Source organism: Streptomyces hilarionis (genome assembly GCF_024539675.1).
GTDB classification, from domain to species: domain Bacteria; phylum Actinomycetota; class Actinomycetes; order Streptomycetales; family Streptomycetaceae; genus Streptomyces; species Streptomyces hilarionis.
In genome coordinates, this window is the sequence record NZ_JAHHIT010000044.1 from 49,362 (window position 1) to 76,360 (window position 26,999).

The 26,999-nt window shown below is 70.9% G+C and carries 24 protein-coding genes and 1 pseudogene; 13 read left to right on the forward strand and 12 right to left on the reverse strand.

Translation table 11 applies throughout. From position 1 onward, the window contains the following. Positions 1-133: 133 nt before the first annotated feature. The 4 genes from KMS84_RS10330 to KMS84_RS10345 form a co-directional block, all read right to left on the reverse strand. Positions 134-949 (reverse strand): lasso peptide biosynthesis B2 protein, encoded by an 816-nt coding sequence (locus KMS84_RS10330; RefSeq protein WP_256915824.1) that lies wholly within the window; start codon positions 947-949, stop codon positions 134-136. Next, a complete protein-coding gene (locus tag KMS84_RS10335; protein ID WP_256915825.1) occupies positions 946-2,862 on the reverse strand; it encodes an albusnodin/ikarugamycin family macrolactam cyclase in 1,917 nt (638 codons plus the stop codon). The genes KMS84_RS10330 and KMS84_RS10335 overlap by 4 nt, the downstream gene beginning before the upstream one ends. 17 nt (positions 2,863-2,879) lie before the next feature. Beyond that, positions 2,880-3,023: a lasso RiPP family leader peptide-containing protein gene (locus KMS84_RS10340; protein WP_256915826.1), complete on the reverse strand. Its 144-nt coding sequence runs from the start codon at positions 3,021-3,023 to the stop codon at positions 2,880-2,882. 546 nt (positions 3,024-3,569) lie between these two features. After that, entirely contained in the window at positions 3,570-4,709 is a 1,140-nt protein-coding gene (locus KMS84_RS10345; RefSeq protein ID WP_256915827.1) for an ROK family transcriptional regulator, read from the reverse strand. Between the two features lie 746 nt (positions 4,710-5,455). Here KMS84_RS10345 and KMS84_RS10350 point away from each other — a divergent pair. Continuing rightward, positions 5,456-6,664: a serine hydrolase domain-containing protein gene (locus KMS84_RS10350; RefSeq protein ID WP_256915828.1), complete on the forward strand. Its 1,209-nt coding sequence runs from the start codon at positions 5,456-5,458 to the stop codon at positions 6,662-6,664. A 192-nt stretch (positions 6,665-6,856) separates the two neighbouring features. Further along, the gene (locus KMS84_RS10355) at positions 6,857-7,555 is read left to right on the forward strand and encodes an SDR family oxidoreductase (protein ID WP_256915829.1); all 699 of its coding nucleotides are present in this window, start codon (positions 6,857-6,859) and stop codon (positions 7,553-7,555) included. Positions 7,556-7,772: 217 nt separating this feature from the next. On the opposite strand, the gene KMS84_RS10360 is transcribed toward KMS84_RS10355, so the two are convergent. Both KMS84_RS10360 and KMS84_RS10365 read right to left on the reverse strand, forming a co-directional pair. After that, positions 7,773-8,141, reverse strand: a complete 369-nt coding sequence (locus tag KMS84_RS10360; RefSeq protein ID WP_256915830.1) for an STAS domain-containing protein — start codon at positions 8,139-8,141, stop codon at positions 7,773-7,775. Between the two features lie 453 nt (positions 8,142-8,594). Next, on the reverse strand, positions 8,595-9,875 hold the full coding sequence (locus KMS84_RS10365; protein ID WP_256915831.1) for an MFS transporter: 1,281 nt from the start codon (positions 9,873-9,875) through the stop codon (positions 8,595-8,597). 690 nt (positions 9,876-10,565) lie between these two features. Here KMS84_RS10365 and KMS84_RS10370 point away from each other — a divergent pair. The 10 genes and pseudogenes from KMS84_RS10370 to KMS84_RS10415 all read left to right on the forward strand — a co-directional run bounded on the left by KMS84_RS10370 (position 10,566) and on the right by KMS84_RS10415 (position 20,513). Then, on the forward strand, positions 10,566-11,912 hold the full coding sequence (locus KMS84_RS10370) for a flavin-containing monooxygenase (protein ID WP_256915832.1): 1,347 nt from the start codon (positions 10,566-10,568) through the stop codon (positions 11,910-11,912). Continuing rightward, the gene (locus KMS84_RS10375; RefSeq protein WP_256915833.1) at positions 11,909-12,787 is read left to right on the forward strand and encodes an SDR family NAD(P)-dependent oxidoreductase; all 879 of its coding nucleotides are present in this window, start codon (positions 11,909-11,911) and stop codon (positions 12,785-12,787) included. The genes KMS84_RS10370 and KMS84_RS10375 overlap by 4 nt, the downstream gene beginning before the upstream one ends. Continuing rightward, positions 12,784-14,223, forward strand: coding sequence for an aldehyde dehydrogenase family protein (locus KMS84_RS10380; protein WP_256915834.1), 1,440 nt, complete (start codon positions 12,784-12,786; stop codon positions 14,221-14,223). The genes KMS84_RS10375 and KMS84_RS10380 overlap by 4 nt, the downstream gene beginning before the upstream one ends. A gap of 61 nt (positions 14,224-14,284) precedes the next feature. Then, entirely contained in the window at positions 14,285-15,391 is a 1,107-nt protein-coding gene (locus KMS84_RS10385; RefSeq protein ID WP_256915835.1) for an AraC family transcriptional regulator, read from the forward strand. Positions 15,392-15,641: 250 nt separating this feature from the next. After that, the gene (locus tag KMS84_RS10390) at positions 15,642-15,917 is read left to right on the forward strand and encodes a GntR family transcriptional regulator (RefSeq protein ID WP_256915836.1); all 276 of its coding nucleotides are present in this window, start codon (positions 15,642-15,644) and stop codon (positions 15,915-15,917) included. 46 nt (positions 15,918-15,963) lie between these two features. Then, positions 15,964-16,344, forward strand: a pseudogene (locus KMS84_RS10395) (ATP-binding cassette domain-containing protein); the annotation flags it as partial. A 166-nt stretch (positions 16,345-16,510) separates the two neighbouring features. Continuing rightward, positions 16,511-16,849 (forward strand): hypothetical protein, encoded by a 339-nt coding sequence (locus KMS84_RS10400; protein ID WP_256915837.1) that lies wholly within the window; start codon positions 16,511-16,513, stop codon positions 16,847-16,849. 419 nt (positions 16,850-17,268) lie between these two features. Further along, positions 17,269-18,144: a polyprenyl diphosphate synthase gene (gene uppS / locus KMS84_RS10405; protein WP_438818920.1), complete on the forward strand. Its 876-nt coding sequence runs from the start codon at positions 17,269-17,271 to the stop codon at positions 18,142-18,144. After that, entirely contained in the window at positions 18,141-19,610 is a 1,470-nt protein-coding gene (locus KMS84_RS10410; RefSeq protein WP_256915838.1) for an oxygenase MpaB family protein, read from the forward strand. The genes uppS and KMS84_RS10410 overlap by 4 nt, the downstream gene beginning before the upstream one ends. 423 nt (positions 19,611-20,033) lie before the next feature. Further along, positions 20,034-20,513, forward strand: a complete 480-nt coding sequence (locus KMS84_RS10415) for an ATP-binding protein (protein WP_256915839.1) — start codon at positions 20,034-20,036, stop codon at positions 20,511-20,513. A 198-nt stretch (positions 20,514-20,711) separates the two neighbouring features. Here KMS84_RS10415 and KMS84_RS10420 read toward each other — a convergent pair whose 3' ends face one another. The 4 genes from KMS84_RS10420 to KMS84_RS10435 form a co-directional block, all read right to left on the reverse strand. Beyond that, complete coding sequence (locus KMS84_RS10420; RefSeq protein ID WP_256915840.1) at positions 20,712-20,978, reverse strand: hypothetical protein; 267 nt, start codon at positions 20,976-20,978, stop codon at positions 20,712-20,714. Between the two features lie 185 nt (positions 20,979-21,163). Next, positions 21,164-21,613: a DUF3618 domain-containing protein gene (locus KMS84_RS10425; RefSeq protein ID WP_256915841.1), complete on the reverse strand. Its 450-nt coding sequence runs from the start codon at positions 21,611-21,613 to the stop codon at positions 21,164-21,166. Next, entirely contained in the window at positions 21,610-21,981 is a 372-nt protein-coding gene (locus KMS84_RS10430; RefSeq protein WP_256915858.1) for a phage holin family protein, read from the reverse strand. The genes KMS84_RS10425 and KMS84_RS10430 overlap by 4 nt, the downstream gene beginning before the upstream one ends. 775 nt (positions 21,982-22,756) lie before the next feature. Beyond that, complete coding sequence (locus tag KMS84_RS10435) at positions 22,757-23,305, reverse strand: phosphatase PAP2 family protein (RefSeq protein WP_256915842.1); 549 nt, start codon at positions 23,303-23,305, stop codon at positions 22,757-22,759. A 351-nt stretch (positions 23,306-23,656) separates the two neighbouring features. Between KMS84_RS10435 and mscL the strand changes: the two genes are divergently transcribed. Then, complete coding sequence (gene mscL, locus KMS84_RS10440; RefSeq protein ID WP_256915843.1) at positions 23,657-24,100, forward strand: large conductance mechanosensitive channel protein MscL; 444 nt, start codon at positions 23,657-23,659, stop codon at positions 24,098-24,100. Positions 24,101-24,129: 29 nt separating this feature from the next. Here the strand turns inward: mscL and KMS84_RS10445 are convergent, their stop codons facing one another. Together KMS84_RS10445 and KMS84_RS10450 are read right to left on the reverse strand one after the other, a co-directional pair. Continuing rightward, complete coding sequence (locus KMS84_RS10445; RefSeq protein WP_256915844.1) at positions 24,130-25,413, reverse strand: phosphatase PAP2 family protein; 1,284 nt, start codon at positions 25,411-25,413, stop codon at positions 24,130-24,132. A gap of 288 nt (positions 25,414-25,701) precedes the next feature. Further along, the gene (locus KMS84_RS10450) at positions 25,702-26,973 is read right to left on the reverse strand and encodes an MFS transporter (protein ID WP_256915845.1); all 1,272 of its coding nucleotides are present in this window, start codon (positions 26,971-26,973) and stop codon (positions 25,702-25,704) included. Positions 26,974-26,999 lie beyond the last annotated feature (26 nt).

Below are 26,999 nucleotides of genomic sequence, written 5' to 3' on the forward strand. Positions count from 1 at the left end.
CCACATCGGGATCCGGCTCTTACAACTTTCCAGTAGAACGCGCTTCACGGCGTCGGGAGGATTCGATTCGAACGCACCTCGCGGCGGTCAAGATCGGCTACTCCCTTCGGCGTGAGATTCCCCATGGGTAGGCTCAGAACGAGAGCACACGACGAAAGTCGGCCTCGTCGGACTCTCCCGTCGGGATGACGCGAACCCCCTGTGCCTCCACCCATGCGTGAAAGCGGAAGGGATCGTCGGCGATGCCGATGCACCACACCGCTCGCCGTCCGCGGAAGGCGAGCGCCGCGAGGGTGGCCAGTGACTCCTCCAGGCATGCGGCCCGCCCTGGGTAGTACGAGGCGGCGGCGCGCACAGCGGCCAAGGCGTCCGCCGCCTCCTGCGAGGTGGCTTCCCGCCTGCACCATCCTCTGTCGATCCAGTTCACCAGGCACGCGAGAGCGCGGAACGGGAGCCGGATCAGGAGGAGGGCGGCCAGGAGACCGAGCGAACCCGCTGCTGTCGCCGCCAGGTTGTCGCGCAGTCGGGCGTCGCGGCGTCCTGTCGGGACGGCTGCCATCAAGGTCGTCGCCGCCGTCGGGGAGCCCTGAGCCGAGGGCTCCCCCTCGTCGTCGGACCCGCTCGACGCGGACGGTCGCGGTTTCGCCGTCGCGGGAGGGGGCCCCGGCCGGAACTGCGGTCTGTCCGCGGCGAGAAGACCGCGGCTGATCAGGTCGTCCGCGAGTCGCCGGGCGTCCTCGCGGATCCGGTCGTGCTGCGGCGCGGGGTACCGGGCCGTCAGTACGTTCACCGCGGTGTCGAAGTCCTCGCAACGACTCCACTCCCGCCACAGGACGCGCGCCATGGCGTTCATCGCGAAGCAATGACCGGAGCGCACGTCCAGCAGCACGCTTCCGCCGTGCGGTGCGACGCTCTCGTGCACGTGGCCGGGCACGTTCAGTCGGGTCACGTCGGCTCCTTTCCGCCGGTGCGCGACATCAGCCACATGTCCTCGCCCAGAAGGCGGTTGAGTGCGGGGAAGGGAGCCGAAAGCCCGGCGGCCGCACGGTCGAGCGAGGCGATCACCCGCGACGGCTCGATCACGCCCAAGTCGGCCAGCGGGGAAGAGGCAAGTCGTGCACGGATGTCCTTGGCGGACAGGCGGGCGCCTCTGTAGTTCTCGGCGGAGTAGTCCCCCTTCGTTGTCCGTCGCAGCACGGCGTCGGGCACCAGCCCGGCCAGTGCGGCCGCCAGCAGTGGCTTGACGGTGAACGGGTCCGTCCTGAGTGGCAGGGGCAGGCTCAAGCAGGCGCGGACGACTTCCCCGTCGAGAAAGGGCGCATGGGGCCAGGTACCCACCGGGCGTGCTCTGTCGACGAGTTGGCGCTGTACCGTGGCCGAGTTGCGCAGCTCGTGGAGAACGGCGCGGGCACCCGGCGTGGTCGCCAAGGCAGTCTCGGACTCCGTGGACCGGGCGCAGTCGGAGGCGAGTTCGGCGAGGCGGCGGCGCATGCCGGTGGTCAGCCAGGTCGTCTCAGGGCCGGGTGGTGGCCACCAGGCGACCGCCTCCAGCCAGTGCGTGTCGTGCCGCGCAGGCCGTTCCAGCTGGAGGGCCAGCATGTCGAAGGCCTGCCGTTTCGGTGTGCGGGCGAGCCGTAGGGCCCGTAAGACGGTCTGCACGGGTGAGGTTTTGCGCATGCGGGCCAGAGCGCGTCCGTCACGCACGAGTCTGCGCATTCCGGCGGAAGCCGGCAGATCTGCGAGATAGGAGGGTGGTGCCGCCAGCAGAGCATCGCCGCCCTCCCCGGTCAGATGAATGCCGGCGCCCCCCTCCGCGATGTGGGCCAGGCGAAGGCGCAGCCGCGCGCCGATCACCGCTGCCGGGTCCGGCTGGTCCGTCGGATCCTGGTCGTCCATTTCGCTGTAGGGCAGTGACGTCGGGCTGCCACGGGTCACATGCAGCCGGATGCCCGGGTTCGCCGCGGCGTAGGCGCTGGCGTGTTCGAGGTCGCCGGCCGGTGCCTCGGGATGGTGGTAGACGAAGGCGTCCAGGGGATGTGGCGAGGCGTGTGCCGCGAGGACGGCCAGTGACGTCGAGTCCAGTCCGCCGCTGAAGTCGGCGGTCAGACGGGTGGCGTCGGCCGCGCGCAGCGACACGGAGGCGGTCAGTGCCGACCTCAGCCGATCAGCGGTCTCCGCGAAGCCCGTTCCGCTCCGGCTGAGGCCCAAGTCTCCGTAAGGACCGCGGCGGAGGCCCCCCGAGGGGTCGATGCACAACGTCTGTCCACCGCCGAGTTCCCGGACGCCCGCCAAGGCGGTGCGGCCTTCGACGAGTTCGGGGACCGTGGGGCACACGATGTGCGCGGCGAGTGTGGTCGGATCGACGGCGTCGGCGGTTCCGGCCAGGAGCGCCGTGGTGGTGGCACGTGTGGACAGCACCGTACGGTTTCCGCGCTGCGCGTAGTAGAGGGGGAACTGTCCGGCCGGGTCGGTGTAGGCGGTGAGCCGTCCCTGGTCGTGCCTCACGATGAGCAGGTATGCGCCGGGCCACCGTGTGAGACGTTCCCAGTGGCCGTCTGCGGCTGAGAGCTCCAGGTCTCGCCGCATGGTCGCCGCGTCGGCCAGGCACTGGCCCACGGCGACCAGGCGGGCCTGCGCGCAGGTGGCGGTGCGTACCTCGCCCGGGTGCCACGGTCCCCACGACCACAGGGGCCCTTCGCCGGGCCACACCCTGACTGCTCCGGGCGCTGGGATGCTGGTCGGGAGCGGGCGGGAACCAGTGGGCGCAAGCACGGCAGCGAGGGCGGGGTCGCGCGGCAGGCGCGGTCCTGGACCGGGCTCCCGGCTCTCCACGGCGGGGACCGAGGGGCCAGACTTGAACATGACGGCAACCCGAGGTGCTACCAGTAGTACTGGGCGTTGGCGTCGGCATTGCCATTGGGCGAACTGCCGAGCGTCACCTCGCGGAGGTGGCCGAGGTCGATGAGCTGGGGGGATTCGTACTCCGTCGGCTGGTCCGGTGACGCCACTGCTCCGGTCTGCACCGCATGCTCCGCACTTCCCCATTCGTCGCGCTCCCGTGCACATGACGATGCGGCGACAGGTTTATGAGTCATGGTGTCCGCCTAGGGTCAAGGGCGGGAAGCGCCCCGAGAAAGACAAGTGCGTGAGTGGCGTGAGTGATTCCACTCCCGAGTGGAGTGTAGCCACTCCCACAGGGCGTCATGTGTCGAACCGGACGGCGGGATCCCGGCCGTTGGCCTGCTGATTAACGCCCGGTCCTCGTATCCGCCGAAGGCGGGGAACGGCCCGATGCCGTGACGTCACTCGGGCAGGATTCCGTTCGATGGGCTGTTGTCGCTCATTCGAAGAGAGGGCGGGGTGAATCGGCACGCTTCTGCACCACATTGAAGAGCGCAAGACCATGGTGGCGGGACTTGAGCAGCACGCTACGGATCGGGAATCCCCGACGAGTGCTTCTCTCGCCGTTGGCCGTTGGCCGTTGGCCGTTGACTGTTTTCCGTTTTCCGTTGGTCCTGGCCCTTGGCCGTGGCGGCGGTTGCGGGCGACCGTGTGGGTGGCGCAACGCGCTATGCAGGGGCGCTGCCCGCGTTCTCCTGACCGCGCAGCCCCAGGACGAGTGCCCCCTGGGGTTCTGCCCGGGTACCGAGCTCGCTCAACGCGAGAGTGAAAGCGCCGCCGTCGGCGACGGCGCCGGGCAACGCGAAGCGGCGCAGTGTCTCGTTGCAGCCGTCCAGCAGCAGTCGGCTCTCGGCGAGCTGGCCGCCGACGACGACGAGGTCGGGGTTGAGCAGGTTGCACAGCTGGGCGAGTGAGTGGCCGAGACGGCGGCCCGCGTCCTGGATCACCCGCATGCAGACCGCGTCCTGCTCGTCGGCGGCCTTGATGACCTGTTCCAGGGTCTCGGGGCCTGAAGCGCTGTTGCGGGTGCGCGCGGCACGGACCTGGGCGATCAGCGCATCGGCTCCCATCACCGTTTCCAGGCAGCCTCTCCCGCCGCACTGGCACACCGCTCCGTCGGGGTCGACGGTGAGGTGGCCGATCTCCCCGGCCATGCCCCGGTGCCCGCGCAGCACGTTGTTGTGCACGATGATGCCTGCCCCGACCCCGGTCGACGCCTTCACGTAGACGACCGTCTCCGCGTTCTCCCTGGTTCCGTAGGTCTGTTCCGCCAGAGCGCCGAGATTGGCGTCGTTGTCGACGACGGCGCGTACGCCCAGCCAGGCTCCCAGGTCGCCGGCCGGGTCGTCGCCCGGTCGCCACGGCGGCAGGATCGGCGGGGTGAACCCGCCGGTGCGCGGGTCGATCATCCGGGGCAGGGCGATGCCGAGGGACAGCACGTCGGCCCGTCGCCGGCCCGTCTCCTCGATGGCCTCCGCGATCATCTCCTTGACCTCGGGCAACGCCCTGTGCCAGCCCTTGCTGACGCCCTGCGCGCTGACCCGGACGCTGACCTGGTCGAATTCCTTGTCGAGTCTGCGGGCGACCACCATGGTGTGGTTCCACCCGAGGTGGACGCCCACGCCGACGTCGTCGACGGGGACGAGGGAGACTTTGCCGCCGCGGCCTTTCCCTTCCGTCTTGACCTCGGGCACAAGTCCCGCCGTGACCAGTTCTCGCACCGCGGCCGACACCGTGGCCTGCGAAAGCATCGTGCGCCGCGCGATGTCGACCTGGGTGCCCGCCTTGATCGCAATGGCGAGGAGCACCTTCCTGCGGTTGGTGCTCCTCGTAGGGGTGACAGCCTTCGGGAGTTCTCCCAAAAGATCACGCAGCTTCCCCATGGGCGCCCCCCAGCCGATGTCGGCGCTTCAACTTTGCTATGCCGAGGGGGAGATAATACCAGCGTGATCTTCGATTCGAACGGGGTCCGGCTTCGATCGGCGTACCGGACGACAGGGAAATGGGGGTGTCCGCCATGCGAACTCGATCAATGATGTGTCGTCGAATTGGCTGAAAATGAGGAAAATATGTCGAGGGGAATCACATCCGCACAGCAATGGACGACGTGTGAACCGAAGCGGGTGCCCCCGGCAGCAGGTCCGGAAAAGGCGCGAAACGATCTGGGTCGCTGTGGGGAGAGGCGGTGCGGCACAAGACGTACGCGCACCGATGAGCGCGGCCGCATGGTCGAGAAGCGGATCAACTGAGCCGTGAGGGCCGTCGGCGGCAGCCGTGTGGTGCGGCCTTGGACCCGCTGGTGTTCTTCCGTGCCTCGACCACCGGCTGTCCGGCGTCCCGAGCAGGGGAGAGGTCAACGGTTGGCCCTCCAGGGTTCCACCGGCCCGGGAGCGTGCGTCGTCGGCTCCGGCGGTCGGCAGGAGCACCCGTTGACCTCCCAGCATCCGTCCGCGGGCACTGGAGGGCGACCCTGATAGATCGTCAGGGGCGTGTAGGGGGAAGGTGGGGGTGTTTCCGGATGGCACGGCGAGGGCTTTTCGGAATCATGATCGTCATGACTTCGACCTTCCTTTCCCGCCGGGCCTTCGTGGGTGCGGCGCTGACGGCCGCCCTCCTCGCGACCGTGACGCCCCCTGCCGTGGCGGCTGCCGGACCGTCATCCGCGACGTCTTCCGCGTCCACCGCGCTCCCGCCGCTCGACACGGCGGCACTTCGGGCCGCGATCTCCGATCTGGACCACCCGCAGGCGACGGCTGCTCAATTGCTCGTCAGCGGCAAGGCGGGATACTGGTACGGCACCGCAGGCGTAGCGGACAGAAGGACGGGTGTACCGGTCCGCCAGGACGACACCTTCCGGGCGGGCAGCATCACGAAGGTCTTCGTGGCGACGGCCGTTCTGCAGTTGTCGGCCGAGGGTCGGTTGGACTTGGACAAGCCGGTTCAGGACTACCTGCCAGGCCTGCTTCCTTCGGGCTACGCCCCGATCAAGATCGCTGAACTCCTGAACCACACGAGCGGGTTGCCGGACGAGCGCATCCCCGACTCCCAGCGCACCGACACCCCGGAGCAGGTCTTCGAGCACCGCTACGACCAATGGACGCCGATGCAGCTCGTGGACACTCTGCCCGAGGATGCCCCGATGAAGTTCACGCCGGGCACGAAGCAGGAGTACCGGGGGATGAACTACGTCCTGGCGGCGCTGCTGATCGAAAAGGTGACGGGCAAGCCGTACGGCAAGGTGATCGGCGACCGCATCCTGCGCCCGCTGGGCCTGTGTCACACGTCCTTCCCGGGCAACGACCCGAAGATCCACGGCCCGCACGTCCACGGCTACCTGGCGATGTCGGACGGCACGCTGCGGGACGTGACGGAGTACAACCAGTCCGAGGCGTGGGGGGAGGGCGAACTCCTCTCGACGACGCGCGATCTGGACCGTTTCATCACCGCCTTGTTCACGCCGGGCAAACTGCTGCCGAGGGCGACGCTGGACAAGATGTTCGAGTTGCCGGCACCGGAAGTGCGGATGGTGGACGGCTCCCCGGCCCGCTACAGCGTGGGCCTCCAGACGGTCACGGTCAACGGCGTGGCCCTGTGGGGCAAGACGGGGGAGCGGTACGGGTACAACTCGGCCATGATGGCGACGCGGGACCTTCGGCGCAGCGCGGTGTACTCGTGGACGCCGACGCACCGCGACGCCAGCCAGCTCCAGATGGTGCTGCGGATAGCGGATGCGGTCACGAAGCCGGCGGCGGCCTCGCGGTAGAGCGGTCGGGCGCTGCCCGGCCGGTGCGCTTACCCCCCCCCGAGGGGCGGCGTGAGCTGCCCTCTGCCCAATTCCTGATCGGCGGTCAGGTGCGGAGCCGCCGGAGAAAGCCGGGAGCGTCCGTCGAAGATCGCTGGGTAGAGTGCAGGCGCTTTGCCGCCCCAATAACGCCGTCGCCGAGGAGGCCGTCCCATGGAACCCGTCACGTTGATCACCGGTGGCTCGACCGGAATCGGCGCCGCCACCGCCCGTGCCCTGCTCGAGCAAGGGCACCGCGTGGCCGTCACCGGACGCGACGCGGGCAAGCTGGCCGCCTTCGCCACCACCGCGGGGGCGGGTGAGCGGCTGCTGACGATCACCGGCGACGCCGGCGAGGCAGATGACGTCGCAGACGCCGTCCACCAGGTGCTGGACACCTGGGGCCGGCTGGACAACGTCATAGCCAACGCCGGCTTCTCCCTGCCGGGAAACCTGGAGACCCACGCCCCTGAGGACATGCGCGCCATGATCCTCACCAACGTCCTGGGCCCCGTCCTGCTGATCAAGGAGACCCTGCCCCACCTGAGGGCCTCCACGGGCCGCATCGTGATCATCGGCTCGGTCGCCGGCGTCCGCCACACCCCCGGCAACCTCTACTCCGTCACCAAGTGGGCCGCCCACGCCCTCGCCGAGAACACCCGTCTCCTGGTCGGCCAGGACGGAGTCGGCGTCACCGTGGTCGCCCCCGGCGTCGTGGACACCCCCTTCTGGCACGCCCGCGGCGGTACCCCCGAGGCAGCCACCACGATGACCGCGGAGCAGATCGCCGACACCATCGTGTTCGCCCTCAACCAGCCCGCGGGCGTGGACATCAACCACATCACGGTGCGGCCGACAGGGCAGGTCGGCTGAGGCGGAGTTCCCAAGGGCCTTGCCCCTCTCGAATTGCTGTGCGAGCTCTCTCTGCACACCGACGTCACCTTGCTGGCGATCGCCGAAGCGGTGATCTACTGAGCGCCGGTCGGCGAGCCTCTGCCGGAGCCGGTGCGTCAGAAGCTGGAGGCGGCCGTGCAGTGGCACACGCGTCCGGGCGACACCTCGGGCCCGGGGGCACCCGAGTGGCGGGGGTTCAGGGGTGCAGGGCGTGTTCGAGGGTGGGGTGGCAGGTGATGAGTGCGTCGACGCCGACCATTTCGAGGACGCGCAGGACGGACTCCTGCGCGCCGACGATGCGGACCCAGCCGTCGGTGGCGTCGACGGCCTGGTGGGCGGTGACGAAGACGTTGATGCCGGTGGAGTCCATGAAGGTCACACCGCTGAGGTCCGCCACGATCCGCGGCGGCGTGCCGTCGTCGTCCCCGGGCAGCAGGGCTTCGGTAAGGAGTTCCTGGACGTCATGGTCGATCTCGCCCTGGACGCTCACCACGCGGACGCCGTTGACGAGGCGCTGCGCGACGCAGAACTGCTCCGGCTGGTCGGCTGTGTCGATGTCGGTCACGGTGTCCTCGGTTGTGCGCGGGCGTGCCCAGGTCAGGGCCTGCGGCGTTGATTGTGCCCCGTCCACCCGGGGCACATGCTCTCGGACGGCTGTGCGGAACAAGATGCTCCGGGCAGGTACGAGGGAAGGGCGGGCAGGGGCGCACCCGCGAACGCAGAATGAGGACCGAGCCTCGGGAATCCCCTCGCCTCCGCGAGCGCCGGTGCTGCGCCCGTCGAGCAGCTGATCCGGGCCGGCCGCCCCCTTTGGCGGGGCCGTCGCTGCTCGCCGGTGCGCCATCGCTTTCCTCGCCCAGGCAGATGCCGACCGCCCCCCCGGCCCGCCGCCCGCCCCGCACGGCTCCCGTAGCTGAGCGCGCGCTTTCGCGGGCCGGCTCAGGTCTTCCAGAGGTGTGATCCCGGTGCTGGACGTCGGTCACAACGAGGAAGACAGCCTGGTGCACCCTGCCCGCGGTCAAGGCCTGCGGCCTCTGTCCACGGCCACGGGGAGGACGGGGGCCGGGCCCGCGCGGCGGGTCGTCCAGGCTTGCGGCGGCCCGGGTGCGGTCGGGCGGAAGAAGCGAGCCGTGGCCACCAGGACCACGGCGAGTGCAGCGGGTATCGCGTAGGCGAGGCGGAAGTGGCCCGTGGCCCCCAGGCCCCCGCTCGCGCCGGCTCCGACGAGTACGCCGACGTAGTTGAAGACGTTGAGCCGGGCCAGCACCGTCTCAGGGGCGTCGGGTCGCAGCCGGCCGGCCGCGGCGACGCACAACGGGGTCAGGGCGGCTATGCCGAGGCCCGCGCAGCATGCCGCGACGACCGCGTACGGCCAGCTCGGAGCCACCGCCAGGCCGGCCAGGGCGACGGCCGCGACCAGGGCCGCGGTGCGGACCACCGCCGGCGGCCCGACCCGGCGCACCATGAGGTCGGCGCCCGCCCGGCCGGTCACCGTGCCCGCCTGGTAGGCCGCGTACGCGAGCGGCGCGGCGGCCAGCGACGCGGCGAGCGTGTGGTGAAGGTAGGCGGTCGACCAGGCCGCGACCGTGGAGTCGACGACGTAGGCGACGAGCAGAACGACGCCGAAGGGAACGAGCCGCGCCCACACTCGCCCCGGAACCGCCTCGTCCGGCGCCGGTCGGTCGCTGGACGAGGAGGGCACGGGCTTGAGGGTGTGGAGCCGGACGGTCAGCGCCAGCAGTGCCACGAGTACGGCGTGCGCGGTCAGGACGTACGGGACAGGCCAGCCCAGCCGGGAGACGCCCGCCGTCAGCAGCGCGGCTGCCACGCCGGCGGCGCTCCATGCGGCGTAGAAGGAGGAGAGGATGCTGCGCCCGTAGTGGCGTTCGACGGTGGCCGCGCGGGTGTTGACGGACACGTCGATGGCGCCCAGCGCCAGCCCGAAGAGGACGTAGGCCGCAGAGGCCGCGGCCCGGGCGGGCGCCCATGCCACGAACAGCAGGGCCGCGGCCGCGGTCAGCACCGCCGCGCGCATGACGGGGACGGGGCCCGAGCGGCGTACGGCGGCCAGGCCCGCGAAGCTGCCGGTGCCCGCGGCCAGGGTCAGGGCGATCGTGAGGGCGGTCATCGCCAGGTCCGACAGCCCCAGGCGGCTCTCCACGGCGGGCACGGTGGTGGACACGGCGGCCACCGCCGCGCCCTGGGCGGCGAAGACGGTGGCCGTGACCCGACGGGCTCCCGAGAGCGAGCCCCCACTCACGGACCGGGGCGGAGCCGTCGCACCGACGGATGCGGTCATGGGGAGACCCTCTTCCTGTGACGGACCGTGGACGGGCCGGCGTGCGCGAATTGGAGCAACCGTAGAAATCCGGACGGACCTGCCCGAGGACACCGACGGCCAGACGGGGGACCCTGGCGGCCAGCCGCGGACGGCCGGGACCGGTAGCCGAGGCCTTCGGGTCGAGACCCCACGGCGGCCGAGGCCGAGGAGCCGACGGTGGGGGTGGCCGGGAGTGGATGGATCGGGTGGCCGGAAGCGGACGGTCCAGGAGCCAGGAGCCAGGAGCCAGGAGCCAGGAGCCAGGGGCCAGGAGCCAAGAGCCAGGAGCGCCAGGGGGCCGGAGCCGGAAGCCGGGCTCCTGGAGCGAAAGGCTCGGATCGAGGGGCCGACGGCCCGGGCGATCAGGAGCTCGACACCTCGGCGGACAGGAGCGAGAGCTCAGGGGCAGAGACCGAGGGCGCGCGGCCGGAAACGGACGCCCGGAGCGGGAGCCACCAGTTCGGCAGTCGTAGAACGGATGGGCTGGAGGTGCCCTGCGGGGCGGGTTCGCCTCGGCCGAGCGGCAGGGGCCTCGGTCCGGGGCGCGCCGGGGCGGTCAGCGGGGTGGCCGCCACAGCCCCCTTTGTGGCCGCACGGGCCAGTCCCGCGGTGCTTGCGTGCTGCCTACGTTCCTCCCAAGCCAACGTGGCGACCAGAGGAGGTGGACTTGTGAAGGAGTCCGAATGCGACACGTGTGTCATTGGCGCCGGTCCCGCCGGGCTGGCAGTGGCACGCGCGCTCGGTGAGCGAGGGCTGCCCTACACGCACATCGAGCGGCACACCGGGCCGGGCGGCCTGTGGGACATCGACAACCCGGGCAGCCCGATGTACGAGTCGGCCCATTTCATCTCCAGCAAGACCCTCTCGGGCTTCGGCGGCTGGCCGATGCCGGACCACTTCGCCGACTACCCGCCGCAGCGGCAGATCCTGTCGTATCTGACGTCGTTCGCCGACGCGTACGGGCTGTCGGAACGCATCGAGTTCGGTACCGCGGTGCGCGAGGTGGCGAAGAACGCGGACGGCACCTGGACGGTCACCCGTGCCGACGGCCGCTCCAGCCGGCACGCGCAGGTGGTGGTCTGCACCGGCTCGCAGTGGCACCCCAACATCCCGGAGATCCCGGGTGACTTCAGCGGCGAGATCCGGCACACGGTCGGCTACCGCAGCGGCGACGAACTGCGCGGCAAGCGGGTCCTGGTGGTCGGCGCGGGCAACTCCGGCTGCGACATCGCCTGCGACGCGGCCCGGGCCGCCGACCATGCGGAGATCAGCATGCGCCGCGGCTACTGGTTCATCCCCAAGCACCTGTTCGGCAGGCCCGTGGACACCCTCGAAGGCGTCGGACCCCGGATGCCGAAGTGGCTGGAGCAGAGGCTGTTCGGCGCGCTGCTGCGGATCGTCAACGGCGATCCGACCCGCCTCGGCCTGCAAAAGCCGGACCACAAGCTCTTCGAGACCCACCCCACGGTCAACTCGTTGCTCCTGCACCACCTTCAGCACGGCGACATCACCGCGCGGCCAGGGATCCTGCGCGCCGAGGGCCGCACCGTCCACTTCACCGACGGCAGCAGCAACGACTTCGACCTGATCCTCCTGGCGACCGGCTATGTGCACAAGGTGCCTGTCGCACAGGCCTACTTCGGCGACGAGCAGCACCCTGACCTGTATCTGTCGTCGTTCTCCCGCGAGCACGAGGGGCTTTTCGGCGTCGGCTTCATCGAGACCAACTCCGGCGCCTACCAGCTCTTCGACGCCCAGGCTCAGCTCATCGCCGGCTTCGTCGAGGACACTCGTCGGGGCCTGCCGAACGCCGCGCGGTTCGCCGGCATGATTCGCGGTGACCGCCCGGACCTGACCGGCGGCCTGCGGTTCGTGGACTCCCCGCGCCACACCGGATACGTCGACAGCGCCGCGTACACCAAGTACGTCACCAAGGCCGCCGCCGCCATGGGCTGGCCCACCGAGGGCCGCCCGCCGGCCGTGCGGGCCGACCGCAGCAGGGAGACGCTGGCATGAGCGGCTACGACTACACCGGCAAGGTGATGCTGGTGACCGGCGGCGCGGGTGGCATCGGCAGCGCGCTGTGCCGGCGGTTCGCGATCGGCGGCGCGGTGTGCGTCGTCGTCGACATCGACGGTGAGCGCGCGCGGCGGGTCGCGGACGCCCTGCCCGGGGACGGTCACCTGGGTCTCGGCTGCGACCTGCTGGACCGGGCGGGGGTCGCGGATCTCTTCGAGCAGGTCGCCGCCGCCTTCGGCCGTCTCGATGTGCTGGTGAACAACGTCGGCATGACCAGCACCGAGCGGTTCGACGTGCGCCCCGTGGAGTCCATCGAGCGGGAGATCGACCTCAACATGGTCTCCCCGCTGGTGGTCACCCGGCTGGCCATTCCCCTGCTGAGGGCCTGCGCCGACCCCCGCGTCGTCACCACGTTGTCCCTCGCCGGCATCTTCCCCCAGGGGGAGACCCCGATCTACGCGGCGTCGAAGTTCGGGCTGCGCGGCGCGATGCTGTCCATCGCCCTCGACCTGGGCGCCAAGGGCATTCGTGTCGGCTCGGTACTGCCCTCGGCCACCGACACCCCGATGCTGCGCCGGGAGGCCGTCGACGGCGGCAACTCCCTGCAGTTCCAGGACCCGCCGCAGCAGCCGTCCGACGTCGTCGCCGCGGTGGTGAGCCTGCTCGACCGGCCGCGGCTCGAGGCGTATCCACGCGTCGGCGAATCGCTTCTGGTCCGCTTCTCCATGCTGGCGCCGAATCTTCTCCCCAGTCTCCTCCCGCTCTTCCGCAAGCGCGGCGAACGCGGTCTGGCCAGGTACCTGGAGGACCTGCGGCGCAGAGGTCTGGCCCGGCAGGTCGACGGCCGCTGGGAAATGGTGAAGGAGGCATGACCGTGAACACCGACACGAGCACCCGCCCGGACGGCCGCCTGCTCACCGTCGTCAACCCGGCCACGGGGGAGACCCTCGACACCCTGTCCGCCACCACCGCGGGCCAGGTGGACGCGGCCGTGGAAGTGGCGCACCGCGTCTTCGACAGCGGGGTGTGGGCGGCTCGGCCGCCCCGGGAGCGGGCCGCGGTCCTGCTGCGCCTCGCCGAGCTGATGGAGCGCGACGCCGAGATCCTGGCCCGCCTGGACTGCGAGGACGCAGGCAAGCCCATCACGGAGTGCCGTACCGGTGATGTGCCGGGCGCGATCGAGTCGATCCGCTGGTTCGCGGAGGCGGCCGACAAGGTCTTCGGCCGCACCGCTCCCACCGGCCACGACCATCTGGGTCTGATGAGCCGGGAACCTGTCGGTGCGGTCGCCGCCGTCCTCCCCTGGAACTACCCGCTCGCCATGGCCGCCTGGAAGATCGGGCCCGCCCTCGCCGCGGGCAACAGCCTCCTGCTCAAGCCTGCCGAGGCGACCCCGCGCTCGGCCCTCCACCTGGCCCGGCTGGCGCGGGAGGCGGGACTGCCGGACGGCGCCCTCGCCGTGCTGCCCGGCTACGGCCCGGAAGCCGGCCGGGCGCTCGCCCGCCACCCCGGGATCGGCGCGCTCTCGTTCACCGGCTCGACGGCGACCGGACGGCGGATCCTGGTCGACGCCGCGGAGACCAACTTCAAACGCGTCTCCTTGGAGATGGGCGGCAAGAGCCCCCAGGTGCTGATGCCGGACGCGCTCGACTTCGGCGTCGACCTCATCGACGACATGATCGCTGCCGCGTTCCTGACGATGGGCCAGAACTGCACGGCCGGCTCCCGGATCCTGGTGCACGAGGACATCGCCGCCCAGGTCGTCGCACGCTTCACGGCCGCCGCCGGGGCCCTGGTCATCGGCGATCCGGCCAAGCCGGACACCCGCACCGGGCCGCTGATCAGCACTGCGGCGCGAGACCGGGTCGCCCGCGCGGTGGACGAGGCGGTGGCGGGCGGAGCCGTGGCCCACACCGCCGGGTTGCCGGCGGGTCTGCACCCGCGCGGGGCCTACTACCCGCCCACCGTCGTCGCCGGCGCCCCCGCCGGCAGCCGGGTCCTCACCGAGGAACTGTTCGGCCCCGTGGTCACGGTCCAGACCTTCGCCTCCGAGCAGGAGGCGATCCGGACGGCGAACGCCACCCCCTACGGCCTTGCCGCCTCCCTGTGGACCCACGACCTCGACACCGCCTTCCGTCTCGCCCGCGGCATCCAGGCCGGAGTGGTGTCCGTCAACTGCTACAGCGAGGGCGACATCACCGCCCCCTTCGGCGGCTGGAAACAGTCCGGATTCGGCGGGGCGGAGCGCTCCACTGACGCCTTCGCGCAGTGGACCAGGGAGAAGACCGTCTGGATCCGTACCCGCTAGCGCGGCCGAAAACGGACGCAGATGCCTACAGTGGTCGCGAACACGGCCCTGGAGAGAAGCCATGACCGAGGAAGCCCGTCCGGAGAACGGCACCACCCGCAGCACGTCGGCGACGATCTCGCCGAACATCCTGCGCTACCTGGGCCAGATCACCGAGGAGTACGGGGTCGACCTCCAGCCGGAACTGGCCCAGGTCGGTCTCACCGAGACCCTGATGCGCTCGGCGGCCCTGCGCGTCTCCTACCGCCAGGGCAGTGCCGTCATCCGGCGCGCTGTCGAACTGACCGGGGACGAGAACCTGGGCCTGCGGGTCGGAGCCGCGCAGCACCTCACCGCCTGGGGGCTGCTGGGCTTCGCCATGCTCGCCGGCGACACCCTCCGGGTCGCCATCGAGACGGGCGTGCGATTCCAGAACGTGTCGGGGGCGATGACGGTCTGGTCGGCGGGCCGGGAGGGCTCCGACTACGTGGTACGAGCCGACCTCCCTGACCCGATGGTCGACCCGAACGTCGCCGTCTTCCTTGTCGAGGAGGCGTTCTCGAGCGTCGTCACCATGGGCCGCCTCGCCGCCGACGCAGGCCTCGCCCCGCAGGAGGTGCACTTCGCCTTCGCCGCCCCGCGTGACGTCCGGCCGTTCCGCGACCTCTTCCGCTGCCCCCTGCACTTCGGCGCCTCCCGTAACCGGCTGGTGGTACCGCAGGCGTGGATCAACCGGCCGATGCCGGGCCGTGATCCGGTCACCTACGCCTCGACCCTCGAACTCCTCGAAGGTCAGATGGCCTCCCGCCGTCGGCAGCAGGACCTGCTGGAGATCCTGGAGATCTCCGTCGCGCAGAGCCTCCCGATCGTCCCTTCCTTCTCCGAGCAGGCCCGCAGACACGCGTCGAGCGAGCGGACGCTGCGCCGCCGCCTGGCCGACTGCGGCACCTCCTACGAGGCGATCGTCGACGGCGTCCGCCGTGAGCGCGTCGAGCTGCTCCTGCACCGTCCCCACCTCACCCTCCGCGAGGTGGCCCGCCGGGCGGGCTTCTCCGACGAGCGCGCCCTGCGCCGGGCTGTCCGCCGATGGCACGGCATGGCACCGTTGCAGCTGCGCGAGGGCCTCGCCTCGGCGACGGCGGGAACAGGACCGGGCCGGCGGCGCGGGGACCCACCCGACCAGCCGTAAGCCGAGTCCGGAGCGCGGGGAACTGCGCGACCGGCCGCAACCGAATCCGAAGCCGGCCCCACACCGGTGCCTCCGCGCTCGAACGAGGTCCGGGCCGTGGCCGACGGGACTCGTGGCCGACCATCGCCAGCGCCTGGCGTTCCGGTCGGCGATCTCAGTGCCGGATCCGGCCGCCGACCGGAACGGCAGGGACCCGCCTCGTCCGGGCCCGCGTGCTCTGTTCCCGGACTGCCCGCTGACCCCGTCGGCCGTGGAGTGCCGCATCGACAGGCGGAGCGGGGTCCCTGCCTTCCAGCAGATCGTGCGGCAGACCAAGCAGGCGCTGCGTCTGGGCGTCCTGGTGCCGGGCGACCGGTTGCCCACCGCCAAGGACGGCGCCGAGAAGAGCGGCGTCAACCCGAACACCGCGGCCGGTCTGGAGCAGGAGGACGTTGCCGCGCTGGTCGCGTCGGCCCTGGAGAAGCAGTACGCCACGGGGACCACGGCGGTCACCGGCGGCATGGCAACGAGGAGCACGGGTGAGTGACGTCAGGTACACGGGGGAGCCGGCGCTCGAAGCGCACGGACTGGGGATGCGCTACCGGCGGGGCTGGGCGCTGCGGGAGTGCGCCTTCCGGCTTCCGGCGGGCAGGATCTGCGGGCTGGTGGGCCCCAACGGGGCGGGCAAGACCACCCTGTTGAACCGCGCGGCCCATGTCCTGAAGCCCACTCGGGGCACGCTCAGCCTGTTCGGCGAGGAGCCGGGCTCGGCGCGGTCCGGACGGCGCACCGCCTTCCTCGCTCAGGAGAAGCCGCTGTTTCGTCGCTTCACCGTGGCGGAGACCCTGCGGATGGGGCGAGAGCTGAACCCCGGCTGGGACCAGCGCGCCGCCGAGGACATCGTCCGCGCGGGCAACGTGCCCTTCGACGCGAAGATCGGCACCCTCTCCGGTGGCCAGCGCACCCGCGTCGCCGTCGGCCATGGCGCGTGGCAAGGTACTCCACGTCCCTCAGGGGAGCGAGTGAACTGGATGCGCCGGCGGCCATCGCGTTCGGAGCCTCACAGCGTCGGCGTGCGCGGTCGCTCCCGTCGTTCGCCGTATTCCCCGCGGTGCCTGACACGCCGTAGAGTCACGACCGATGACGGCTGATGACGACATCTGGTTGAGAGGCTGGCACATAGCCCCGCTGTGGCGAGTGCGGCCGAAGCATGTCCGGGCGGTCGCCTCCGCTCATGGAGTGCGGAGCAAGGAGCGGAAGACCACCTCCAGCACGTCGGAGACCAGTTATGTGGTGTACCACCTGAAGGACGCGCAGCGTCTCGCGGAGAACCTCGACAACGGCACGGCGTCCGTCGATCCCCGGTGGCGGACCGACACCCCGCAGGGCCGGCGAGCCGTCGTGCGTGACGTCCTGATCGGCTGCGGAGTCCTGTTCCTCGTCCTGGCGCTGATTACCCTCGGGCTGCTCCACACGTAGCGCCCCGACTGCTCGGAGCGGCCCGTCCGGTGTACGAACCGTGGGCGCACGCCGTCGAGTTCACTCGCCCCGCACGCGCACTTCGCCAAGGTCCCCCCCCGTAACGTAACGCCGGGTAAGCGGTCGACGGCCCGGTCGAGCGCGGCGCTCTGCCGGGGCGACACGATCGAGTCGAACTCATCGTCGACCTCGCTGGCAGCACCGGCCCTGCCCGTGCGGTCCTCACGCCATCGCGATCGGTGGTGGCGCGGCAGGTCGGCACCGGTCACGGATTCAACCGGCCGTTGCCGACGCTGCCGGAAATCGGGCGTACGAGCCAAGGGTGACGGTCCCCCCGTTCGGCCGGTCGGCCCCCTGTCGTGCCGTCAGACTTCTGGGAGGGAATGCCCCATCGAGGGCGTGCGCACGGGCGATACGGGGTGGGCGTGGCTGAGCGCGGTAAGGCCGACCGTGCCCTTGCGGGCGATGCACGGAGGGGTGCGACGGACCGCGACGTCCAGGGTCCACGCGCGGTGCCGGCAGACGGGCCCAGTGGGCGACAGCATGGCGGCGAGCAGCGGCCGGCGGGCGGCTCGGCGCGTGCGGTGCCGCGGCACGTGGCCTGCGTCATGGACGGCAACGGCCGTTGGGCACAGCGGCGTTCGCTTCCCCGGACCGCGGGCCACCGGGCCGCGGAGACCACCGTCATCGACATCATCGAAGCAGCCCGTGCGGCCGGAGTCGAGTGGCTGAGTCTGTATGCCTTCTCGACCGAGAACTGGAACCGTCCCGGCACCGAGGTCACCTACCTGATGCGCCTGGTCCGCCAGGTCGTCCGCAAGCACGCGCCGCTGCTGCTCGCGCGCGGTATCCGCTGCCGCTTCCTCGGGGTCGCAGACCCACGCATCCCCCGTGAACTCACCCGGGATCTCGACGATCTGGCGACGCTGACCGCCGACAACCGGGGGATGACGCTCACCGTCGCCTTCGACCACGGCGGACGCCGGGACATCGTCGAGGCGGCCAAGTCGCTGATCCGCAACGGAACGTCCGCCGACGACGTGACCGAGCGGCTCTTCGCGGACCACCTTCCGTTTCCCGACACCCCCGACGTCGACCTCGTCATCCGCACCTCCGGCGAGCAGCGCATCTCCAACTTCATGCTCTGGCAGGTCGCCTACGCCGAGTGGGTCTTCCCCGAAGCGCTCTGGCCGGACTTTCGGGCCCCTGACTTTCTGACCTGCCTGCGCACCTACCGACGCCGTGACCGCCGCTTCGGCGGCGTGCCGCACCAGACGAACGGAGACCCGTCATGACGACCGAAACCACGGGAACGGCCGCCGAGGCCCCCCTGTTCGGTCCGGAACGGCACTTCAGCGCCTTCTTCGACGACCCGCGCTGGGCTCTGGCCATCATCCGCGCCACCGTGCTGGAGGCCGCCCACCCGCAGATCGGCGCCGCCCTCGCCGACAACTCCACCTTCGTCGCCCACCCATGGCGTCGGCTGCGCAACACCTTCCTCAGCATGCGGCGCATGTTCGACGCCGACCCGGGGGTACGCGAACGGGAGGCCGCCCGCCTCAACAGGCTGCACGCCCGCATGAGCGGCTCCGATTCCCGCGGCCGCAGCTACGACGCCATGGACCGCGCGACCCGCGCCTGGGTGGTCGCCACCCTCTATGAGAGCGCCGTCACCATGTGCCGGCTGAGCGGTCAGCCGCTCGACCAGGACACCATGGAGCACATGTACGCCGAGTACCGCGCGTTCCTCGCCGCGCTCGACGGCGACGCCGGGGAACTCCCCGAGGACCTGAACGACTTCTGGCCGTACTTCGACAAGGTCGTCGAGGACGAACTGGAGAACACCGAGGCAGCCCGCATCATCCTCTACCGACTCTTCGACCATCTGCCCGCCCCCGCACTGCTCGACGGCGCGCCGACGCTGTGGGCGGCCGGGCGGGCTGTCGTGGGTCCGCTCCTCGGCGCGATCACCGTCGCCTCGCTTCCCGAGCCCTACCGGCGCAAGGCCGGTCTGCCCAAGATGCCCGGCGCTCCGACGCTCATGCAGGGCGCCTACCTCGCCGCCGGGCTCACCCGTTTCCTGCCCGAGGGCTGGATCAACGCCGAAACCATCATCGAGACCCTCTCCCTCCCGCCCGACAGCGACGACTCCCGCGCCCGGACCGCGACCGCGCTGCGCACCCGCATGAAACAGGCATCGGCCCTGCTCCGACTCCTCACACCGCTGAGCGGTGACACCGGTCCCGCCCCGGTCCCCACCGCCTCGGCGGCGACGGGAGAGGGCCGACGCTCGGCGGATGAGTTCTTCCGCCAGGTGCTGGACCAGACAGGCGACGGACACCTCGACTGGCCCGACCTCGCCGCAATGGCCCGTGAGCTGGCCACCCGCCTCGACCTGGACGAGCCCGAGGAGACCCGGCTCTACGACGCCTTCGCCGCCTGGTGGCGCGAACTCCAGGCCGTCCTCGACACGGACGGCGACGGCCGGGTCAGCGCCGACGAGTACGCCGCCGCCGTACCCTCCCTCGCCGGTCCCGCGCTCATCCGCGTCGCCGAGGTGCTCTTCGACGCCACCGACAAGGACAACAGCGGAACCATCGACGCGGACGAACACCGGGGGCTCTTCCGCACTGCCTTCCACCGCGACCTCGTCGCCACCGACGGGACCTACGACCGCAGCGCGTTCGTGGGGGAGTTCCTTTCCTTCATGTCGGGCCGCCGCAGAAACACCCCATATGATCCGCTTCTCGCGGACGCCTGACGAACTCGTGCGTGGTCGGCGACTCGTGTCTGCACACGCGCCAACCGCCGGGAGCGACGCGACGACATCCGCGAAGCCTTCGGCGGCCTCGACGTCGGCCTGACACCGTCGGCGTCTCCTGTGCACGGCTCTCCGCGCTCTTCGCACGCGTGAGGCGCCCGGTCGCCGAGCTGACACCGCAGTCCCTGCGGGGATGCCGTCCGTGACGTGGGAGACGAACGACAGCAGGACCGGCTGAGCGGCTCGTCCGGTGTCCGCCGTCCGTTCCTCGGCGATGTCGGTGATCCTGGAACCCTTCTACCTCGCGCGTTCGTCTGCCACAGCACGGACGATGCCCGGGCATTGAGGTCGCACGGCGTCTGCTCCGTATGCAGGGAGGGGTATCCGTGGGGGGCGTGAGCGGGCGGGGGGAGTCGAGCCGCGATGGAAGCAGTCTCGGTGCGTGAGGATGACGCAGGACCGGGGGAGCGGGCCGTGCAGGCGACGCTGGCCCTGGAACGTGAGGGCACGGGCATCGCCCAAGCGCGCCACTTCGCCGCCTACTTCCTCACGCGCGTGCAGGCCGAGCACGGCCTGCACGTCTCGCCACGCGCGATGGACCTGACGCAGTTGGTGGTCAGTGAGCTGGTGACCAACGCCCGCAAGTACGCGCCGGGGCCGGTGCAGATGGACCTGCGCATCGCCGGTGATGCGGTGGAGATCGTGGTGTGGGACTGTGCGCCGGTCCTGCCGGTGGCCGGGGCCGCCGATGCCGGGCGGGTGGGCCGACATGGCTTGGAGATCGTCATGGCGGTCGCCGAGAGCTTCGAAGCGCGGCGGGCGCCGGTCGGCAAGCGCATTACGGTGCGCCTCGCACTGACCGACGACGGCGAGGCCGCACCCTGCCCGGCTGCCTACCGCTGACGTGGGATCGAGGACGCGACGATCCGGTCAGTGCAGTGCCCGGCACGACAGCCGACACGGATGGTGATGCTCGACGTGCCGAAGCGCGGCACAAGGACAACGTGCCGGACACACAACTGAGCGCTCGCCGTACGCGGACATCCGGCGTCCGGGGAGGCAGGGCATCGGGCGGTAGGCCCGGTTGCGACCGCGGGTGGGTCAGTCGGGCGGTTCGGCGCGGGTACGGAGTTGCTGCCAGCAGCGGTGGACATACCGCTCGTCCTCTCGTACGGCGTGGGAGGCGTCGTCGGAAGTCGCGGCGGGAGGTTGTGCGGTGGTGCGAGCCCTGGTGCGGTCGTCCCGCGTCGGGGTGGTGCGGGCGAGGTGGCGTTGGCTGGCCTGGCGGAGCACCGCTGCGCGGGCGATCAGGAGGGCGGCGATGACTGCTGCGGCCGTGACTGTGGTGGCCGCATGCTGATCGGACATGACAGTGAGCGTCCTTCGTGGAGGTGCAGGCCGTGAGTGGGAAGGCCGGTTGCGCGGGCTGCCGGGCTTGTCGCATGCCCATGGCGGCATTGCGGCCTTCTCCCGAGCGGGTTTCGGGCCGGCCAGGCCGGTGACGGCGAGCAGCCCTTGCCGACGGTGTCTTCGTCGGTCACCTGCCTGCTGGCTCACCCTTGCCGGCGGCGGCAGGCCAGCCACACCAGGGCCGTCGCGCCGGCCGCGGCCAGCAGCACCTTGCGGTTGTCCTGGGCCGACCGCGCCCCATGGGCCGTCTTCTGCCGCAGTGGCTCGGGGGCCTTTTCCTGCCACAGCCGTCCGGCCGCGGCCGTCTTGGTCCGTGCCTGTTCGGCGGCTCGGGCGGCCGTGTCCTTGAGAGGGTCGGGCAGCCTGTCGTGCGCCTGGTGGGCCAGCTCGGCGGCCTTCTCCTTCAGCTCACCGGCCTTGGCCGCGGCCCTTTCCCTGACTTCGGAGGCCCTTCCCAGGGCGTCTGCTTTGACGTCGGCCTTGCCCGCGAGCGCCTCGATCGTGAGCCCGAGTTTGTCGCGGGTGTGGTCGACCCGCTCGCGCAGTTCCCCCGGTTCGGACGTGGCGATCTCGTCGTGAGGCGGCTGGGTCATCGCTGGGCACTCTCCTTGATCTCGGCCACGTCGGCCTTCACGTTCTCGATCGTCTGCTCTGGCGCGGGCGGCGCGGCCTGTTCCACCTGCTTCTTCCCCCTCATGGCCAGGACCGCGGCGATCACACCCAGGACCGCCGTGACGATCAGGGCCGCCGCCCACACCGGCAGCGGCACCGCCAGCGCCGCGATCGCCGTGACGACGAGCGCCTCCAGCGTCAGGAAGCCGACGACGCCGGCACCGCCGAAGAGGCCGCCGCCCTTGCCGTAGCGCTTGCCCTTCTCCCTCATCTCCGCCTGGGCCAGCCTCAGTTCGCCGCGCACCAGCTCGGTCAGCTGCTGCGAGGCCCGCCGCACCAGCTCGCCCACCGGCTCCTGCCCGGCGTGCGGCGTGTTGCGACCGGCTCCGGCCGGGTAGGGCTGCGCGTCCGACACGGCACTCACCCCCTGTCACTTCCTCGTGCTGGTGGCCCGGACCGCCTACGCGCCTGGCCGCTTGGCGAGCGAGCGGGTACCCAGGATGCGAGAGTTCACGGCCGACGGCTCAGCTTGGTGCAGTACGTGCGAGGCACGTTCCAGGGTTTGACCTCGCTGGTTTGACCTCGCTGCCGCGGGGGAGCCGGCAGGTGCGGCTTGACGGGGTGCGGCGGTGGCCCGGACGGCTGTTGTGGGGTGTGCCTGGTGGGTGGGGCCGTCGGGCACGCGGCCGGCCCGCTCGGGAGCTTCCGAGCGGGCCGGCGCGTACGCGCGAGGCGTGGCAGGTCCCGCGCCGGTCGTCGTCGACGCCCCGACGGCGCAGCAGGCCGAAGACGGTACAGCGGAAGCGTTCGGAACCCGTGGCGGCACAGCCGGACGGGCAGGTATCGAGAGCAGCATCACCTGCGCCTGGACGGCCCCGCACGCCAAAAGCTGCCCACGCGGTCGCTCAGCCCGGCAGCCATCCCTCCGTCGCGCCCCTGGCCCGCCAGAGCGCCGGCGTCGAGACGGGCCATTCCTTGTCGGCCAATGGCCGCAGCGATGCCGCAAAATGTGGCGTCGGCGACCAGACGGTGTGATGACCGGGGGTGCATCTGTTCGCGCTGTGGGCGCGCTCTCGGATGCCCGGCCGACGGGTCATGGGGATATGCGCCCGGGCTTCCGGCTCTCAGAGCCAGCGGCGCAGGACCAGGCGCGGGGTGCGGTGGGTGAGCCAGGCGCCGGCCAGGCCGATGACGGCGCCGGCTGCGACGTCGCTGGGGTAGTGGGCGCCGCTTTGCACGCGTTCGAGCGCCACCATGGCGGCCGGTACTGCGCACGCAGCGCCGGCGGCCGGCCACGTCGGGGCGACAGCGGCGGTGAACGCGACCGCGGCGGCGGTGTGACCGGAGGGGAAGGACGAGGAGTCGGGGCGGTCGTCCGCTTCGTCGTGAGGGAACCACTCCTTCGGTGGCCGGGGCCGGTCGGCCAGCTGCTTGCACACGCCGTTGGAGACCAGCTGTGCCACCACCAGGGCGCCCATGCCGGCCGCGGCAGCCTTGCGGCCGCGCCACCCGCCCAGCCACGCCATCGCGGTGGCGGCTCCGCACCACAGCTTCGAGCTCTCGGCCATCTCCTCCACCGCGGAGAGGGCTTTGCCGACGCCGGGCGGGATGCGGGCAGCGGCCCGTCTGGTCAGCAACCGATCAGTGTCACGCAACTGCGCCGGAAGTCTCATGTCAGGCAAGTATCCGAAGGCCATGGACCCACACCCGAGAGCATTGGCCTGGCGCAGCACTGCGCAAGCGCACCCCCCCCGTGGGCTCCTGCGCCGGATGCGCATTCCCACAGCCACGTCTGCCACGCCCTGCCCCCACGCTCACCGGACAGTCGCGGCTCCGGCCGACCCGATGCCCGCCGGCAGTGACGGCGTGGTCGACGCACGTGGCCTCGGCATCCGACAGGTCACCGCGTCGCGCGGCGGAGCAGGCATGGAGGAAGGGTGGCCGGGCAGTCGAGGCGAACAGGGTGAGCCGACCGCGGACTCGGTACCGCCCGTCGACGTCGAAGGTCTCTGAGGGGTGAGAAGGTGAAGGGCTTCCGCAGCTTCATTCTGCGCGGCAACGTGGTCGATCTGGCCGTCGGCATCGTCATCGGGGCGGCGTTCACCGCCGTGGTGAACGGCTTCGTCAGCGCCTTTCTGACGCCACTCGTCGGGCTGGCCAGCGGTGCCACCGGCGACATGAGTCACAAGACCTTCATCGTGGGCGCCACCAAGTTCCCCTACGGCGCCTTCATCAACGCGGCGATCAGTTTTCTCCTCCTCGCCGGCGCCCTGTACTTCCTGGTCGTGCTCCCGATCAACAAGCTCCACGAGCGCCTCGCCCCGCACCAGGACGTCCAGGCCCCCAAACGGGACTGCCCCGAATGCCTCAGCCCCGTGCCCGCCCGAGCCCGGCGTTGCGCCTCCTGCACCGTCCCCCTGCCAGCCGTACCCGTTCAGGCGGGGGAGACGACCCAGCGCGCCGGGTGAGCCGGCCTCTGCCTGGCTCGCCCCGCCGCTCAGACCGGTTCGGGCTGGGGTTCGCGTCGCTGTTCCGGCAGGTGGGCGGAGACGGCCGTCTGTTCGGACAGCCTGGTGATCCGCGCATAGCCGTACACCGCTGAGGCCAGGACCAGCACGAGCAGCGGTCCGAAGAGCCACGGATGGGCGGCCATCTCCGTCGGCAGATAGCGGTAGGACGCCAAGAGGCCGGTGAAGACCGCTGCGCCGTAGGCGACGAACCGCTTCGCCGATCGGTCCCAGCCGCGGTCGAGCGAGCGCAGCGCCATGTCGATGGTGAGGGTGAAGACCACACCGGCGATGATGTCCGCACCGTAGTGGTAGCCGAAGCCCAGGGTGGCTCCCAGTGTGGCGATGAGCCAGAACGCGCCGGCGCATCGCAACGCCCACGGGCCCTTGAGGGCATGGATGAAGATTGCGGTGGCCCATGCGATGTGCAGACTGGGCATGCAGTTGCGTGGGGTGACGTCGTTGAAGGGCATCGGCCGCAAAGTGCCGACCGGTGGCGGTGTGTCCGGCCAGAGGTTGGCCATGGCCCAGTGCCCTCCGTCGGCGCCGTAGGCGAAGACGGGTCCGACCACCGGGAAGAGCATGTAGATGCCGGGCCCCAGCAGGCCGATGACCAGGAAGGTGCGCACCAGGTGATGGCCCGGGAAGCGGCGCTCGACGGCGACATTGCGCAGTTGGTACAGCGCGACCGCGACCGCCGCCACGGGGAGTTGGATGTAGACCCACTCGAGGACGTGGGCGCCGGCCGTGCCGGTGGCTGCGACGATCCGGCCCGCCAGCCATGACGGGTTGCCCAGGGCGTGATCGGCGGTGGCCACGTACTGGTCCAGTACCATCGGGCGGGTCTTCGCCGTGATCAGCAGCCAGGTGTAGCCGCTCTTGCGGCCGGCCACCAGGAGCAGGGCCAGTCCCACGCCCTTCAGCAGCAGGGCACGCTCCCGGCCGGTTCGGCGCGTGACGGCGATGACGCCGCAGGCCAGGGTCACCCACAGTGCGCCGTTGCCGAACATCATCTCGGCGCCGACAGCCCGTCGCACGAGCCAGAAGACGACGTCGATGCCGACCGCCGCGCCCAGCGCGATGAACCGCTGGCGCCAGGTGAGCACCACCGTCATCAACGCCATGCTGGCGTACAGCACGGTCCCCGACCGGGGGGCGAAGATCACCTCTCGCGCCTGGTCGGTGATCGGCCCGCGCTCGCCGTAGCGACGCGAGGCGATCTCCAGTGCGATGAGGAATCCGAGGCCCACCACGGTCACCGCGGCCCACAGCATGGTGCGTGGTTGCCGCCATGGAACCGCCGGACGGTCGCCTTTTCGCGAGGAACCTCGCGTTATCCCAGATATCAATTTTCAGCCGATTTGTTATATTTGCACATAATGATCGTGAGCCCGAACATGCTAGCGGAGCGGACAGCTTCGGGGCCGCTGCGCCCAGCCGGGTGGTCCTCATCGGCCCGTCCGCCGCCGGGAAGTCCACGATTGAGCGCACCTGGTCTGCTGCACAGGCCGTAGCCCTGGACGCGTTGCGCGAGGTCGTCAGCGACGATTTCGCTGTCGGGTTCAGCGTGGGGAAGCGCCTGGTTCTTCGGGTGAGGCGATGAAACCGTGCCGGCCTCGCTCTGGAGCACTCATCCGGTCATCCGGCCGGTCGGGCCGCTCGGTGGTGGTCCTGGCGAGGATCGTGCAGGCCACCAGGGCAAGTGTCACCAGGGCGGCGCCCGACAGCATGAACGCTGCCCTCACTCCGACCAGGGAGAGAGTCGTCGCCGCGATGAACGGGGAGACGGCGAGGGCGCCGGCGATGCCGGCCTCCCACAGACCGAGGGCCTTGGCGAGGTGGCCGTCCGGGATGCGCTGCTGTACCAGTGCGATCAGCGGAATGTCGGTCAGCGCGGAGGCGAGCCCTGTCAGCGCCAGCAGAGCGGCTGCCATGACCGGAGAGGCGGCCAGACCCAGCGGAAGTCGGAAGATGCCCAGCAGGGCCCAGGCGAGTATGGCGACCAGGGCGAGCCTGCGGATCGAAACCCTGGAAAGGAGGAGGGCTCCGGCCACCTCCGCCAGCCCTGCGATGCCCAGGAGCAGACCGTACTGGCCGCCCTGCCCCACCAAGGCCACCAGGCCGACGGTCAGGAAACCGCTGGTAAGGGTGAGAGCGAGGACGAAGGTCACGATCACCAGCAGTACGTCCGGCTCGGACCGAACCGCCCTGAGGCCCGCCGCCAGGTCGGAGCGGAGCCCGGCAGGCCGGTCGCGGTGGGCGGGAGCGCGCACCCGGAGGGCGGCGACGGCGGCCGCCGAGAGCAGAAAGGTCAGTCCGTTGAGTGCCACAGCGGCTGTCAGGGAAGCAACGGCCAGCACGGGCGCGAGTACCAACGGGCCTACGAAGAAGGCGGCGCGGAAGGCCACTTGGAGCAGCCCGTTGGCCTGCTGGAGAAGGGCGGGCGGCACGATCTGCGGCACGATGGCGTTGCGGGCGGGAGCGAACGGGGCCCCGACCAGGGCCAGCGACGCCGTCGCCGCCACCAGGACGGTCAGGTTCACCGATCCGAAAGCGAACAGGCCCACGGCGACAGCCACCAGAGCCGCGCGGAGCACGTCCGTGAGGATCATCAGGCGTCGCCGGTCGTAGCGATCGGCGTAGGAAGCGGCAACGAACGTCGCCGCGAAGGCAGGCGCGTACGCGGCCACGGTGACCAGCGCCACCGCCGCCGGATCATGGGTGAGCGACCAGGCCATCCACGCGGTGGTGGCGGTGAACATGCCGTCGCCGAAACGTGAGATGCCCTGACCCACGAACAGAAGCAGGAAGTTCCGGTCCTTCAGGAGTGTCATGCCCCCACTGTCGGAACGAGCGAGCA

Coding starts and splice junctions, on each gene's coding strand:
- KMS84_RS10450 (WP_256915845.1), bottom strand. CDS start 26,973: ATGACACTCCTGAAGGACCGGAACTTCCTGCTTCTGTTCGTGGGTCAG.
- KMS84_RS10380 (WP_256915834.1), top strand. CDS start 12,784: ATGACCGTGAACACCGACACGAGCACCCGCCCGGACGGCCGCCTGCTC.
- KMS84_RS10385 (WP_256915835.1), top strand. CDS start 14,285: ATGACCGAGGAAGCCCGTCCGGAGAACGGCACCACCCGCAGCACGTCG.
- KMS84_RS10445 (WP_256915844.1), bottom strand. CDS start 25,413: ATGCTGTGGGCCGCGGTGACCGTGGTGGGCCTCGGATTCCTCATCGCA.
- KMS84_RS10350 (WP_256915828.1), top strand. CDS start 5,456: ATGACTTCGACCTTCCTTTCCCGCCGGGCCTTCGTGGGTGCGGCGCTG.
- KMS84_RS10425 (WP_256915841.1), bottom strand. CDS start 21,613: ATGACCCAGCCGCCTCACGACGAGATCGCCACGTCCGAACCGGGGGAA.
- KMS84_RS10375 (WP_256915833.1), top strand. CDS start 11,909: ATGAGCGGCTACGACTACACCGGCAAGGTGATGCTGGTGACCGGCGGC.
- KMS84_RS10355 (WP_256915829.1), top strand. CDS start 6,857: ATGGAACCCGTCACGTTGATCACCGGTGGCTCGACCGGAATCGGCGCC.
- KMS84_RS10365 (WP_256915831.1), bottom strand. CDS start 9,875: ATGACCGCATCCGTCGGTGCGACGGCTCCGCCCCGGTCCGTGAGTGGG.
- KMS84_RS10415 (WP_256915839.1), top strand. CDS start 20,034: ATGGAAGCAGTCTCGGTGCGTGAGGATGACGCAGGACCGGGGGAGCGG.
- KMS84_RS10335 (WP_256915825.1), bottom strand. CDS start 2,862: ATGTTCAAGTCTGGCCCCTCGGTCCCCGCCGTGGAGAGCCGGGAGCCC.
- KMS84_RS10410 (WP_256915838.1), top strand. CDS start 18,141: ATGACGACCGAAACCACGGGAACGGCCGCCGAGGCCCCCCTGTTCGGT.
- KMS84_RS10420 (WP_256915840.1), bottom strand. CDS start 20,978: ATGTCCGATCAGCATGCGGCCACCACAGTCACGGCCGCAGCAGTCATC.
- KMS84_RS10435 (WP_256915842.1), bottom strand. CDS start 23,305: ATGAGACTTCCGGCGCAGTTGCGTGACACTGATCGGTTGCTGACCAGA.
- KMS84_RS10400 (WP_256915837.1), top strand. CDS start 16,511: ATGACGGCTGATGACGACATCTGGTTGAGAGGCTGGCACATAGCCCCG.